Origin of the sequence: Hyunsoonleella rubra (genome assembly GCF_042684665.1) — a bacterium.
GTDB lineage: Bacteria > Bacteroidota > Bacteroidia > Flavobacteriales > Flavobacteriaceae > Jejuia > Jejuia rubra.
On sequence record NZ_JBHULY010000005.1, the window covers coordinates 380,548 to 393,568 of the forward strand.

Here is a 13,021-nt window from a genome sequence, read left to right on the forward strand (position 1 = left end):
ATGAATACTGCTAAAAACTGTTAAAAAACTTGACATTGCCCCTAGTATCCGTTATACTGTTGTTGATGGATGTGAAACAATAAGCATCTTAAAAGAAATTATTGAAATTTAAAAATGAAAATGATAATATGAAGTACACTGAAAAGATTTCAAAAAATTTAAATGAATTATTAATGAAGAATTATGACGCTGAAAAGGGTTATAAAAATGCAGCTGAAAACGTAGAAAGCCACACATTAAGACAGTTTTTTGATAGAATGGCATCCGAAAGAGGCGAGTTTGCTCGCGAGCTCAAAACAGAAATTCTGAGATTTGGTGAGGAACCAAAGGACTCAGGCAGTTTTAAAGGTTTAGTTCATAGAAACTGGATGGATCTGAAAACCTTATTCTCCTCAAATGATGAGGGTGCAATAATTGAAGAAGTTATCCGTGGTGAAGAAAAAAGTTTAGATGCGTACTACGATATACTGAAGGAAAGAAATCTACCAGCGAGTATCGATGCGTTGTTGTTTAAACAAAAAACCGCCATTCAAGCTACTATTAATTCTGTAAAAGTACACGAAGAATTAGTGTCATAAATAGACATTATTTAGGTTAAGTAGGTAGCAGCCCTCCCGATTATTTTGGGAGGGCTGTTCTTTTTATACCATCAACAATATTCAAAATACTCAATATTAGGTATTTTATGTTACCCATGCGGTTTGTAGTTTTATCCCGCTATTAATTAGTTCTTAGGGAGAATTTAGCGAAGTGCTTCCGCGCCGTTTGGCGTGGGGCACTTTTTTTGTTTTATATGTATTTTGATATCCATAATTTACCCTTTATTGGGTATTTCTTCGCCATTGACTTATCAGTAGTTTTACAATATAGTTTTTTATTCGCTAGTATCAATTGCATCTGCTTTCAATCGAGTTCCAGACGAGTAATCACGCTAGTACAAAGTCTATTTGTTTTTAGCGTATGAGTAATGTTTAAATTAAAATATATCTATTATGAAAACTATCATTTTTGTTTTTTTTGTGTCAATTTTTAGTGGATTTGGCACTCTTGATTGGCAACGGTTAGATGAGAAACCGTCTAAGCATGAACTGTTTGAGGAAGAGGACTTACTATGTAACCCGTATTTGTATACCGATACAATAAAAAATCAAGTCGTACTAAACAACCCGTGTATAAATGGAGTAACAGTTTGGTATAGAGTTGACTATCCTAACGGCACATGGCAAAAATTCAGGTATAACCTAAATGGAGGTTCCTATGTTGTTTTAGGACACTCTGCTCCCTATTATCGAATTCTTAATTGGTGGTACTGGTAGGTTAAATCATTGAAGTTGCATCTAAAAGCTCTAGGGAGTTTCAGCTAAGTTTTTTAACACGTCAATTGATTAGGTTTAAAAGTATTTGGCGAAGTGCTTCCGCGCCGTTTGGCGTGGGGCACTTTTTTAGTATTTGGCCAAAAAAGGATTGTTCAAAACTCTTCATAACTCCCTGATAAAAAAGTAGAAATTCTACCTATTTTTATATGCTCGTTTTGCTCGAATCCACGACTAAACGAATCAACAAATAAACATCTCGTATGTATTTAATCTTCGATACCGAAACGACGGGTTTGCCCAAGCGCTGGGACGCACCAATTACTGATGTTGACAACTGGCCAAGGTGCATACAAATAGCATGGCAATTGCACGATGCGATGGGAAATTGTATCGACCACCAAGATTATTTGATACAGCCCGACGGGTTTAATATTCCCTATGATGCGGAAAAAATTCACGGGATTTCTACGGAATTGGCTCAAGAAAAAGGTGTGCCTTTGGATGAGGTATTGGAAAAATTCAATGAAGTTTTAGGCAAAACAAAGTTTGTCGTCGGTCAGAATTTAAAGTTTGATTTGAATATCATGGGTGCCGAATTTGTCCGTGAAAATGTTGAAAACAATTTACAGGAGTTACCTGTTTTGGACACCTGTACCGAACACACAGCACAGTTGTGTCAAATTCCAGGCGGACGTGGGGGAAGATTTAAACTGCCAACTTTGACGGAACTGCACGAACATTTATTCAATGAACCTTTTGCAGAGGCTCACAATGCAACAGCTGATGTAGAGGCTACAACACGTTGCTTTTTGGAACTGGTTCGTTTGGGCGAGTATACCAAAAACCAATTAGATGTTGAGCCTGATTATTTCCAGGATTTCAAAGAGGCCAATCCCGATACAGTTCAGACCATTGGTTTAAAGCACATCAACCTTAAAAAGGAAAGTACCAAAATCAGGGAGCGTATTGAAAAATCCCAATCTGGAATTTCTTCGGAGGATATTCAACAAAATGTTTCCGATTTAGCAGATGTTGATTTTGTCCATTTGCATAACCATTCGCAATTCTCAGTATTGCAATCCACTATGAGTGTTGGTGATTTGGTGAATGCAGCGGCAGAACAGAATATGTCGGCGGTAGCATTGACCGACCATGCCAATATGATGGGAGCGTTTCATTTTGTGAATGCTGTCAATCGCGTCAACAGTGGTATCAAAGATAAAATTGCTGAAGCTGAAGAAAAGGGTGAAGCGACCGATGCCAAACTAATCAAGCCAATTGTTGGCTGCGAATTTTTCGTGTGTGAAGAACATACCGATAAAACCCGAAAGGATAACGGGTATCAAATTGTCCTTTTGGCAAAAAATAAAAACGGCTATCACAATCTGGCAAAACTGTCGTCCCATGCCTTTGTGGACGGGTTTTACTATTTACCTCGAATCGATAAAAAATTGATTCAGCAATACAAAGAAGACCTAATTGTATTGACGGGAAATTTATATGGTGAAGTACCGAGCAAAGTCCTAAACATTGGCGAGAGTCAAGCAGAAGAAGCACTCATTTGGTGGAAGAATGAGTTTGGGGAGGATTTGTATGTGGAGCTAATGCGCCATAATCAGGAAGACGAAAATCGCGTAAACCCAACATTAATCAAACTGGCGAAAAAGCATGATGTCAAACTAATTGCGACCAACAATACCTATTATAAAAGTCAAGATGATGCGAATGCGCATGATATATTGTTGTGTGTAAAGGACGGTGAAAAGCAGGCCACTCCAATTGGCCGCGGTCGTGGCTATCGCTATGGATTGCCAAATCAGGAGTATTATTTCAAGTCTTCTGAGGAAATGAAAGCGATATTTCGGGATGTTCCCGAAGCGATTTTGAATGTTCAGGAAGTGGTGGACAAGGTGGAAGCCTTTCAATTGGCGCGTGATGTACTTTTGCCCGCTTTTGATATCCCCGATGAATTCAAACATGAAGAAGATTTAACTGATGGGGGCAAGCGCGGGGAGAATGCCTATCTCAAACATTTGGTGTACGAAGGCGCGAAAAAACGCTATGGCGAACCGCTTTCTGAAGAGGTGACAGAACGCCTCGATTTTGAATTAAACGTTATTGAAAATACTGGATACCCAGGATATTTCTTGATTGTAGAAGATTTCATCCGTGAAGCTCGAAATATGGACGTTTCCGTTGGCCCGGGACGTGGTTCCGCTGCAGGTTCGGTGGCCGCCTATTGCCTTTGGATTACCAATATCGATCCATTAAAGTACGATCTGCTTTTTGAGCGTTTTTTGAATCCAGACCGTATCAGTATGCCGGATATCGATATCGATTTTGATGACGAAGGCCGAAGTCGCGTGATGGACTATGTGATTGAAAAGTACGGAGCCAATCAGGTGGCACAAATCATCACCTATGGCACCATGGCCGCAAAATCCTCCATCCGGGATACGGCACGGGTGTTGGATTTGCCATTATTTGAAGCGGATAGGCTAGCTAAGCTGATTCCAAATATGTCCAAGTTGAACAAAATTTTCGGTTTGGACGAAAAGGAATTGGGGAAAAAATTCAGGGCTGAGGATGTTGAGAAAATCAACGAACTTTTAAACATTTCCGAAAGTGAAGGATTGGAAGCTAAAACCGTAAATACTGCCCGAACACTTGAAGGTTCCGTGAGGAATACGGGAATTCATGCTTGTGGAGTCATTATCACCCCAGATGACATCACGAAATTCGTTCCAGTGGCAACCGCAAAAGATTCCGATTTGTACGTTACCCAATTTGATAACTCTGTAGTGGAATCTGCTGGGTTGTTGAAAATGGATTTCCTTGGGTTAAAAACCTTGACGTTAATTAAGGATACGGTTAAGATCGTGAAGGCAAAACATGATATTCAACTTGATCCGGAAAGTTTTCCGCTTGATGACGAAAAGACCTATGAATTGTTCCAAAGAGGAGAAACCGTTGGGGTGTTCCAATACGAATCCCCCGGGATGCAAAAGCACCTTCGCGATTTAAAACCAACCGTTTTTGAGGATTTGATTGCGATGAACGCGCTCTACCGGCCGGGGCCAATGGAATATATTCCAAGCTTTGTTAGAAGAAAGCATGGTGATGAAGAAATCCAATACGATTTGCCTGCTATGGAGGAATACCTAAAGGAAACCTATGGGATTACAGTGTATCAGGAGCAAGTGATGTTGCTGTCCCAAAAACTGGCTGATTTTACCAAAGGTGAAGCAGATGTACTGCGGAAGGCTATGGGTAAAAAGCAGATTGCCGTTTTGGCCAAGATGAAACCCAAGTTTATCGAACAGGCCAGTGGCAATGGACATGACGCGAAAATTTTAGAGAAAGTTTGGAAGGATTGGGAGGCCTTTGCGAGTTACGCTTTTAACAAATCGCACTCCACTTGCTATGCTTGGATTGCCTATCAAACGGCCTATTTAAAAGCTCATTATCCTGCGGAATATATGGCAGCGGTTCTGAGTAATAATATGAACGACATCAAACAGGTGACCTTTTTCATGGAGGAGTGTAAGCGGATGAAATTGGACGTATTAGGGCCGGATGTTAACGAGAGTTATTACAAATTCTCGGTAAACAAAGATGGCGCAGTGCGCTTTGGTATGGGTGCCATCAAAGGGGTTGGTCATGGTGCGGTAATGACTATTGTGGAGCACCGAAAAAAGGATGGCCACTACAAATCTATTTTCGATTTGGCCAAACGTATTGATTTGCGCGCGGCCAATAAAAAGGCATTTGAAAATTTGGCGCTAGCTGGGGGATTTGATGGTTTGGGGGATACCCATCGCGCACAGTATTTCCATGATGACGGCGATGGGATTACTTTTTTGGAAAAAGCCATTAAGTATGCCCAAAAATATAAGGAAAACGAAAACTCGGCCCAAGTGAGTTTGTTTGGCGAAAGTAGCGATGTACAAATTCCTGAGCCACAAGTGCCACCTTGCGAAGAATGGGGTACTATGGAAAAACTGAGTAAAGAGCGTGAAGTTGTTGGCGTATATATTTCCGGGCACCCTTTGGATGATTTCAAAACCGAAATGGATACCTTTTGCAATGCCAGTGTTGGGATGTTCAATAACTTGGAGACCTACGTCAATAGGGAATTGGTATTTGGTGGCGTAGTAACGGACGTACAGCATCGCGTAAGCAAACAGGGTAAAGGTTGGGCATTGTTTACGGTTGAAGATTACAACGACAGCTATGAATTCAGAATTTTTGGTGAAGAATATTTAAAGTTTAGGCATTTCTTGATGCAAAACAATTTTGTGTTTGTAAAAACCTTTGTGCGTGAAGGATGGACCAATAAAGAAACTGGTAAAAAAGGGGATCCCCGATTGCAGTTTAATAACTTCCAACTGTTGCACGACGTAATGGAAAGTTATGCTAAAAAATTATCCATTCAATTGGATATTAATGATTTGAGCGAGCAAAAAATCATTGCGCTAAAAGAATTGTTGCACATGCACCCCGGAAATCAAGCTTTGAATTTTGTGGTGTACGACACCCGTGAAAAAATGAAACTGGCCATGCCAAGCCGTAAACAAAAGGTAAAAGTCTGCCAGGAATTATTGAATGAATTGGCGGATCGGGATGTGCGGTTTAAGTTGAATTAATGCGAAGTTTCAAACTCCGCACAATCCACCCGAATCTCAGACTGTTGCAATTCCTTTTCCAATAGATTACAGTAGTGGAGCTGACCGTTTTTCTGATAAAACTTGCAGGCATAACAAGTACGTTGCACGGTTAAAACACCAATTTTATTCAGTTTGAAAATTAATTGACTTAAAGTTTTAAATGTTTGTTGCAAATCTTTGTCGTGCAAACCGTCCAATTGACTTTTTAAGGGCTGAGCAAAATTTTCGGTTTGAGTGACTACGTTTTTTCCTTTATCAGATAATTGAATGGCATAGCTGCGGCTATCGGAAGAAGAAAACACTTTTTCAATCAATTCTTTTTTGAGCAAGACTCTTACGGCATCACTAATGGTGGGTTTCGTCACATTAAATTCCTTAGCCAAATGGCTCACGTTGCAGAATTCCAACTTGTGGTATTGGACAAAAATGAGGATTTGAATTTGTATAGGACTCAAGCCCAATAGTTTTGCCTTTTCCCATAGTAACACTTTGAATGCTTCAGAAATACGCTCCAACCCAGCAACAATTTTGCTGGAAATATCCAATTCTTGATGATTGGGATTAAAAATACTATCGCTCATAAAAAGATGCCTTATTAAAAGCTCAAAATATGTCAGTTTGAGCGCAGTCGAAAACCTTATATATCCAAAATATAGGCACTGTGATAGCATTTCGACTGCGCTCAATGTGACAAAACAATTGTCTTAGCTTTTAGCCGTTTCAAAGTTAGTAATCCTAACTATTAAAAGCAAATGTTACCCTTTTACGTCTGCCATGGAAGCGCCAAAATTGATGTGCAATACATTGCCTGTGGGTGTTACCAAAGCTGGTACGGATTTTACACCTGCTTTTTCAGCCTCTGGAATTCGCGAAGCATCTTCACCAAAATGAACGATGTCTACATTTTCTTTTCCGATAAGTTCGATAATGTCATGTTCAGCACTAACACAAACAGGACACCCTGCGTGATAAAAAATGGATTTACTCATGATTTTGAATGTTTTAAAATTAGAATACAAATATAGTAAGGAATCCTAACTATAGAAATTATTTATCAATTTTAACATTTAATAGGGTAGGAAAATTAGAAGTTCGCTTGTTCTATTAACAAAAGACAACAAAGACATTATTCCTAAGAAAAAGAAAATAGTTTAAGTGTGCCCCCACTTTAAAATCGTCACCTCACTTTGGGTGGCGATTTTTCTTTGATAGTATTTTTGGATTTAAGCATTGGAATCCAAATATTCACCTAATTGGCCGAGTTTATCATCCCAGAATTGCTCGTAGAATTTTAACCATTTGTTCACTTCCTTAAGTTCTTTGGGGTTGGCATTGCAAAAACGTTCGCGGCCTTGGGCTTTAATGTAAACCAAACCTGCTTCTTCCAAAGTTTTGATGTGTTTGGTAACGCCTTGCCGGGTCATGTCGAACTGATTTGAAATTTGCGTAATGGACAGGGCTGAAGCAGCCAGCACCAAGGCATGAAAAATATCACGCCTTGTGGGGTCTGCAATGGCCTTAAAGAGTTTGGTGATTTTATCCTGCATTTACGGCTTCCTTTAGATAGTTGGTCAAACCGGTGATGCAATTGTCCCAACCGCCATTGAAACTTTCGAACATGGCAATGGCGGTTTCGCCGGCGTAGTTTGATATGCCTGAGTGCTCCAAAGTAAGTTTGGTGCCTTGTTCGACGGTTTCCAATTCCCATTTTACGGTAGTTTCAACTTTGGTGTCGGCTACAATCCAAGTGTACACCAAGGTGTATGGATTGGCGTTTTTGACCTCTCCGCTGATGACGGTACAGCCTTTTTCGTTGGGTTCAGCAGTAAAGGTGTATTTATAGCCTTTTTCGGCTTTAAAGTCGGCCTGGATAAACCAGGTTGAGATTTCTTCGGCTTTTGAAATGGCGTCCCAAACTTTTTCTATAGCGTGATTAAATAGGACTTCTTTTTTAATGACATCTTTCATAATTGTATTGTTTTTTGATTTTTATGCAACTTTATGGTTGCTAAAGTAGAGGAAAAATTTTTATTATGCAACTTTTTAGTTGCGTAAATTATAAAAGCCCCTCCTAACCTCCCCACCCCCCCCCCAATTGGGGAGGAACGTTTACTCAGACGTGCTAAATCTTTTGAGTGAGAGTTCCCCTCTTTTGGAGGTCTCGATAGCTATCGGGATATGGGAGGCCTGCGTTAGGGATAGAAGCGGCATCCTTTTTAAGGGAAGAAAGGACTATGGTTAGTTTGGGTTACAATGTTAAAGATTGCCACGTCGCTCACTCCTCGCAATCACCCCTTAAAAAGATATAGCGGATAGCCCGACCCGAGGACGGCTTTGACTTGAAACGTTCTGAAATTACATCGAGGGTAACGCCCAAATTAAAACAGAAATAAGGCGAAGTGATGCTGTTATAAGCAAAACAAATTGTGCGTTTGTAAGCTTTGGAAAATATTTTGACTAAGTTTGTAATTTAAACGAAATAAGAACTTATTAAATACATATATTATGGCATTAGAGATTACAGATGCGACGTTTGAGGAAACGGTTTTGAACAGTGATAAGCCGGTTTTGGTGGATTTTTGGGCAGCATGGTGTGGACCTTGTAGAATGGTTGGGCCGGTGATTGAGCAGATTAGCGAGGAGTACGAAGGCAAGGCTGTTGTAGGCAAGGTTGATGTGGATGCTAACCAGGAGTTTGCGGCAAAATATGGTGTGCGTAACATACCTACGGTTTTGGTGTTTCAGAACGGTGAGGTTGTTGGCAGACAAGTTGGTGTTGCGCCGAAGAATGCATACACAGAGGCGATTGATTCGCTTCTATAAATAGAAAAAGAAAAGAAGATGAAAAAGGTTTGCCGGATGGTGAACCTTTTTTTATTTTAGATGCTTAATAAATAAGACTAAAATGAGTAAAAATAAAGTGCAAGATGCCATTGACGGCAAATTAATTGAACAACGGAAAGTGTTTTTGTGGGGAATGGTAAATGACAATTCTGCCAAGCATGTTATTGATAGGTTGTTGTATTTGGATGCGTTGGAAACGGCTGATATTCATTTGTATATTAACAGTCCTGGGGGATACGTTACTTCTGGATTTGCGATGTACGATACCATAAAATCATTGAATAGTGATGTGTCTACCATCTGTACTGGATTGGCGGCTTCGATGGGGTCTATTTTGTTATCGGCGGGTACAAAAGGCAAGCGTTTTATTCAGCCGCATGCGCGCGTGATGATTCATCAGCCTAGCGGTGGTGCTCGTGGGCAAGCTAGTGATATAGAAATTACGGCTCAGGAGATTTTAAAAACTAAGGAATTGAGCGCACAAATTTTAGCGGATAACTGCGGACAAACTTTTGAAAAGGTAATGAAAGATTTTAACCGCGACCATTGGATGGGTGCGGAGGAATCTGTGGCCTATGGGATTGTAGATAAGATGATTTAACTTGTCAAGCCGAGCTTTTCGTTCCAAAAGGATTAGGGCGTGCTCACAGTGATACTTTTGATTTTTAAAGACGAATTTTATGTCCAAACCCTTCATTTTTATTTTGGGTGTATTGTTGCTGTTTTCCTGTAAGAATGAACAGGAAAAAGCATCGCTTTTGGATGTTGGTATTCCTCTGGAAATGGCTCAATATAGAAAGGGGCAGGTGTCGGATGTAGTTTATCATTTGAGGCTTGAGATTCCATTGGAAAAATCTGAGCCGATTCCGTCAGAATTGAAATTGGAACTTCAGATTCATGACCTGACACATCCATTATATCTTGATTTTAATGAAGAAAGTGACCATTTGAAGGGAGTAAATGTCAATGGCAATGACATCCCTGTTCTTCACAAAAAAGAACATCTAATCGTTGATCCAATGCACTTGACCATTGGGAAAAATATAGTTGATGTTAGTTTTGATGCAGGCGAACTTTCTTTGAATAGAAATACTGAATACCTCTATACACTTTTGGTGCCGGATAGGGCCAGTACATTATTTCCTTGTTTTGACCAGCCCAATATTAAAGCCCGATATGTTTTAGACATAACCGCTCCAAAAAAGTGGCAGGTATTGTGTGGTGCGCCATTGGAAACCCAAGAAGAAAAAGGTGAAGATATAAGATACGTCTTTAAACCATCGGACTTAATGAGCACCTATCTATTCTCATTTGTGGCCGGGGATTTCAATAAAACGAAACAGGAATTCGACGGCTTTGAAATGGCCATGCTGTATCGGGAAACGGACGAGGATAAAATCACTGCAAGCACAGATGAAATTTTCGCTTTGCATTATGGGGCCAAACAGTTTTTGGAAGATTACACGCAGTATCCATTTCCCTTTCAGAAAATGGATTTTGCAACCATCCCCGGATTTCAATATGGAGGCATGGAGCATACGGGTGCCATTCAATACAGAGAGTCCACTTTGTTTTTGGATGAGAATGCTACAAAAAGTCAAGAACTTAATCGAGCGAAATTAATAGCCCACGAAACAGCCCACATGTGGTTTGGCAACCTAGTTACCATGGATTGGTTTGATGATGTATGGTTGAAGGAGGTATTTGCCAATTTTATGGCGGACAAAATCACTAGCGAGACATTTCCTGAAGTTGATCATCAACTCAATTTTATGCGCGAGCATTATTCCAGTGCCTACAGTGAGGATAGAACCCAAGGTGCCACCCCGATCAAACAGCATTTGGGGAACTTGAAAAACGCCGGGACAATATATGGGCGCATTATTTATAATAAAGCACCTATTATGATGCGCCAGTTGGAGGCGCTGGTGGGAGAGGTAGCTTTCAGGAAAGGAATGCAAAACTACATTAAGACCTTTGCCAATGCCAGTGCGGATTGGAGTGATTTAGTGTCTATTTTGGATGAGGTAAGCGACGAAGATGTAAAAGCTTGGAGCAAAGTTTGGGTGTATGAATCTGGAAGGCCGATTATTTCTGATAGTATTATATATGAGGACGGCATTATCAAATTTGCACAAATTAATCAAAAGGCTGAGGATGGGAGCGACAATATTTGGCCACAAAGCTTCAGTGTCGGTCTGGTTTATGAGGACAGCGTAAAGGTGGTTCCCGTGCATTTAAAAGAGAGGCGTCAAAACATAGAGGCTTTATTGGGCTTGCCAAAACCGCAGTCCATTATCTATAATTATGATGCCTTCGGTTATGGTGTATTTCCTATTGATGCGCAAAACTTAGGGGTAATCCCTAAAATAAAAGATAAGGCCGCTAGGGGCTATGCCTATATTAATTTATATGAAAATGTACTCGCTGGCAATGTGAGGCCCACAGACGCCCTAAATATCCTTTTGGAAGGGGTTTCTCATGAAAAGGAGGAATTGATATTGGGCAGTGTTAGTGGCTATGCGTCTTCTGTTTTTTGGAACTATTTGTCTGAAAAGGAACGTGTAGGTGAGTTTCCCCGGATTGAAAATAGGGTGAGAAGAAGACTTTTGAAATCCGAAGACACGAAAAATATAAAAAAAACGTTGTTCTATTTATTTGAGGGAATGGGTTATTCAGAAAAAGGAATCCAAGTATTGCATGATATTTGGGCTAAGAAAATAGAGGTGCCCAACCTTAAACTGAATGAGAATGATTATACAGGATTAGCATTTACCCTGGCCCTATTTGAACATGAGAAAGCGGATAGTATTTTGAAAACTGCCATCGAAAATATTTCAAATCCTGATAGGAAGGAACGTGCCGAATTTTTGTTGCCATCGGTGTCCAGTGATGAAAGTATTCGGGATGGGTTTATGGCTTCATTGGTGAAAGCTGAAAATCGGGAGAAAGAAAGTTGGGTGCTATCTGGGTTGTATAATTTGCACCATCCGTTGCGACAAAAAACGTCGATCAACTATTTGAAGCAATGTTTGGAATTGACAGAAGAAATACAGCTAACAGGGGATATCTTCTTTCCAAAAGGCTGGTTGTCGGCTACAATAGGAAGTTATAGTTCTGAGGAAGCTTATGTCATTTTAGAAACTTTTTTAAAGGAAAACCCAAATTTTCCTGAAGTGCTCAAAAACAAATTATTGCAAGCTTCGGACAAGCTATATCGGGCAAAACGCATAAGGGAAAATAGATGATGGATTTACAAGACGAATTAAATAAAGCTGAAGGTTTTAAAAACTTGGAACTGTTAGCAAAGCAAGTGGTAGAGGGTTTTATTGCAGGGATGCACAAAAGTCCGTTTCATGGGTTTTCTGCCGAATTTGCCGAACATAAGATTTATAATCGTGGCGAAAGCACCCGCCATATCGATTGGAAACTATTCGCCAAAACAGATAAGCTTTATACGAAGCGATACGACGACGAAACCAATTTGCGTTGCCATATCATTTTGGATAATAGTAGTTCCATGCATTATCCAAAAATGGAGGATTTTTCGATTAAGAGTCTAAATAAGATTGGATTCTCAGTGTTGGCTACGGCATCTTTAATGCAGATTTTAAAGCGTCAGCGAGATGCAGTTGGTCTAAGTATTTACAGCGATGCTTACGATTATTATGCGCCTGAAAAAGGGAGCGAGCGTCACCATCAAATGCTATTGAACCATTTAAGTGAGGCTGTGATTTCTAAACCATTGAACAAAGTCACCGAAACCTATAAATATCTACACGAAATTGCCGAAAAAATCCATAGGCGTTCGATGATATTTCTATTTACGGATATGTTTCAAACGGCAGAAGATGGGGTAAAGCTTTTCGAAGCCCTTCGTCATTTAAAATACAACAAACATGAGGTGATTTTATTCCATGTGTTCGATAAGGAAAAAGAACAACAGTTTGATTTTGACAATAATCCAAAACGGTTTATTGATGTGGAAACAGGTGAATATATAAACCTTTACGCGGATACCATTAAGGAAAATTACATGAAATCTGTAAAGGATTATTTTGAAGCTTTACGCTTAAAATGCATGCAATACAAAATCAAATATGTTGAAGCGGACATCAATACCGATTTTAATTCTATTTTGACCACATATATGGTGGAACGTCAAAAATTTGGATAAATAACAGCCCCTCCTAA

The 13,021-nt window shown here is 39.9% G+C and carries 10 protein-coding genes and 1 pseudogene; 7 read left to right on the plus strand and 4 right to left on the minus strand.

Features of this window, described 5'->3' with window-relative positions:
* Positions 1 to 128: 128 nt before the first annotated feature.
* The 3 genes from ACFSR8_RS02555 (at position 129) to dnaE (ending at position 5,962) form a co-directional block, all read left to right on the plus strand.
* A complete protein-coding gene (locus tag ACFSR8_RS02555; protein ID WP_380288721.1) occupies positions 129 to 578 on the plus strand; it encodes a ferritin-like domain-containing protein in 450 nt (149 codons plus the stop codon).
* A gap of 414 nt (positions 579 to 992) precedes the next feature.
* Positions 993 to 1,316, plus strand: a complete 324-nt coding sequence (locus ACFSR8_RS02560) for a hypothetical protein (RefSeq protein WP_380288723.1) — start codon at positions 993 to 995, stop codon at positions 1,314 to 1,316.
* 260 nt (positions 1,317 to 1,576) lie between these two features.
* On the plus strand, positions 1,577 to 5,962 hold the full coding sequence (dnaE, locus tag ACFSR8_RS02565; protein ID WP_380288725.1) for a DNA polymerase III subunit alpha: 4,386 nt from the start codon (positions 1,577 to 1,579) through the stop codon (positions 5,960 to 5,962).
* Here the strand turns inward: dnaE and ACFSR8_RS02570 are convergent.
* From ACFSR8_RS02570 to ACFSR8_RS02585, 4 genes are all read right to left on the minus strand, one after another.
* On the minus strand, positions 5,959 to 6,564 hold the full coding sequence (locus ACFSR8_RS02570) for a MarR family winged helix-turn-helix transcriptional regulator (protein WP_380288727.1): 606 nt from the start codon (positions 6,562 to 6,564) through the stop codon (positions 5,959 to 5,961). The genes dnaE and ACFSR8_RS02570 overlap by 4 nt on opposite strands.
* Positions 6,565 to 6,738: 174 nt before the next feature.
* The gene (locus ACFSR8_RS02575) at positions 6,739 to 6,972 is read right to left on the minus strand and encodes a thioredoxin family protein (protein ID WP_380288729.1); all 234 of its coding nucleotides are present in this window, start codon (positions 6,970 to 6,972) and stop codon (positions 6,739 to 6,741) included.
* A 234-nt stretch (positions 6,973 to 7,206) separates the two neighbouring features.
* Entirely contained in the window at positions 7,207 to 7,530 is a 324-nt protein-coding gene (locus tag ACFSR8_RS02580; RefSeq protein ID WP_380288731.1) for an ArsR/SmtB family transcription factor, read from the minus strand.
* Positions 7,520 to 7,951 (minus strand): SRPBCC family protein, encoded by a 432-nt coding sequence (locus tag ACFSR8_RS02585; protein WP_380288733.1) that lies wholly within the window; start codon positions 7,949 to 7,951, stop codon positions 7,520 to 7,522. Before ACFSR8_RS02585 ends, ACFSR8_RS02580 begins: the two co-directional genes overlap by 11 nt.
* Positions 7,952 to 8,470: 519 nt before the next feature.
* Between ACFSR8_RS02585 and trxA the strand changes: the two are divergent.
* The 4 genes and pseudogenes from trxA to ACFSR8_RS02605 form a co-directional block, all read left to right on the plus strand.
* Positions 8,471 to 8,806: pseudogene (gene trxA, locus ACFSR8_RS02590) on the plus strand (thioredoxin); the annotation flags it as partial.
* 82 nt (positions 8,807 to 8,888) lie between these two features.
* Positions 8,889 to 9,428, plus strand: a complete 540-nt coding sequence (locus ACFSR8_RS02595) for a ClpP family protease (protein ID WP_380288735.1) — start codon at positions 8,889 to 8,891, stop codon at positions 9,426 to 9,428.
* A 79-nt stretch (positions 9,429 to 9,507) separates the two neighbouring features.
* Positions 9,508 to 12,075, plus strand: coding sequence for a M1 family metallopeptidase (locus ACFSR8_RS02600; RefSeq protein WP_380288737.1), 2,568 nt, complete (start codon positions 9,508 to 9,510; stop codon positions 12,073 to 12,075).
* Entirely contained in the window at positions 12,075 to 13,004 is a 930-nt protein-coding gene (locus tag ACFSR8_RS02605) for a DUF58 domain-containing protein (RefSeq protein WP_380289377.1), read from the plus strand. Before ACFSR8_RS02600 ends, ACFSR8_RS02605 begins: the two co-directional genes overlap by 1 nt.
* Positions 13,005 to 13,021 lie beyond the last annotated feature (17 nt).

Bases quoted from the DNA above. Each gene is read 5' to 3' on its own strand.
- ACFSR8_RS02555 (WP_380288721.1), top strand. From the start codon at position 129: ATGAAGTACACTGAAAAGATTTCAAAAAATTTAAATGAATTATTAATG.
- ACFSR8_RS02560 (WP_380288723.1), top strand. From the start codon at position 993: ATGAAAACTATCATTTTTGTTTTTTTTGTGTCAATTTTTAGTGGATTT.
- dnaE (WP_380288725.1), top strand. From the start codon at position 1,577: ATGTATTTAATCTTCGATACCGAAACGACGGGTTTGCCCAAGCGCTGG.
- ACFSR8_RS02570 (WP_380288727.1), bottom strand. From the start codon at position 6,564: ATGAGCGATAGTATTTTTAATCCCAATCATCAAGAATTGGATATTTCC.
- ACFSR8_RS02575 (WP_380288729.1), bottom strand. From the start codon at position 6,972: ATGAGTAAATCCATTTTTTATCACGCAGGGTGTCCTGTTTGTGTTAGT.
- ACFSR8_RS02580 (WP_380288731.1), bottom strand. From the start codon at position 7,530: ATGCAGGATAAAATCACCAAACTCTTTAAGGCCATTGCAGACCCCACA.
- ACFSR8_RS02585 (WP_380288733.1), bottom strand. From the start codon at position 7,951: ATGAAAGATGTCATTAAAAAAGAAGTCCTATTTAATCACGCTATAGAA.
- ACFSR8_RS02595 (WP_380288735.1), top strand. From the start codon at position 8,889: ATGAGTAAAAATAAAGTGCAAGATGCCATTGACGGCAAATTAATTGAA.
- ACFSR8_RS02600 (WP_380288737.1), top strand. From the start codon at position 9,508: ATGTCCAAACCCTTCATTTTTATTTTGGGTGTATTGTTGCTGTTTTCC.
- ACFSR8_RS02605 (WP_380289377.1), top strand. From the start codon at position 12,075: ATGGATTTACAAGACGAATTAAATAAAGCTGAAGGTTTTAAAAACTTG.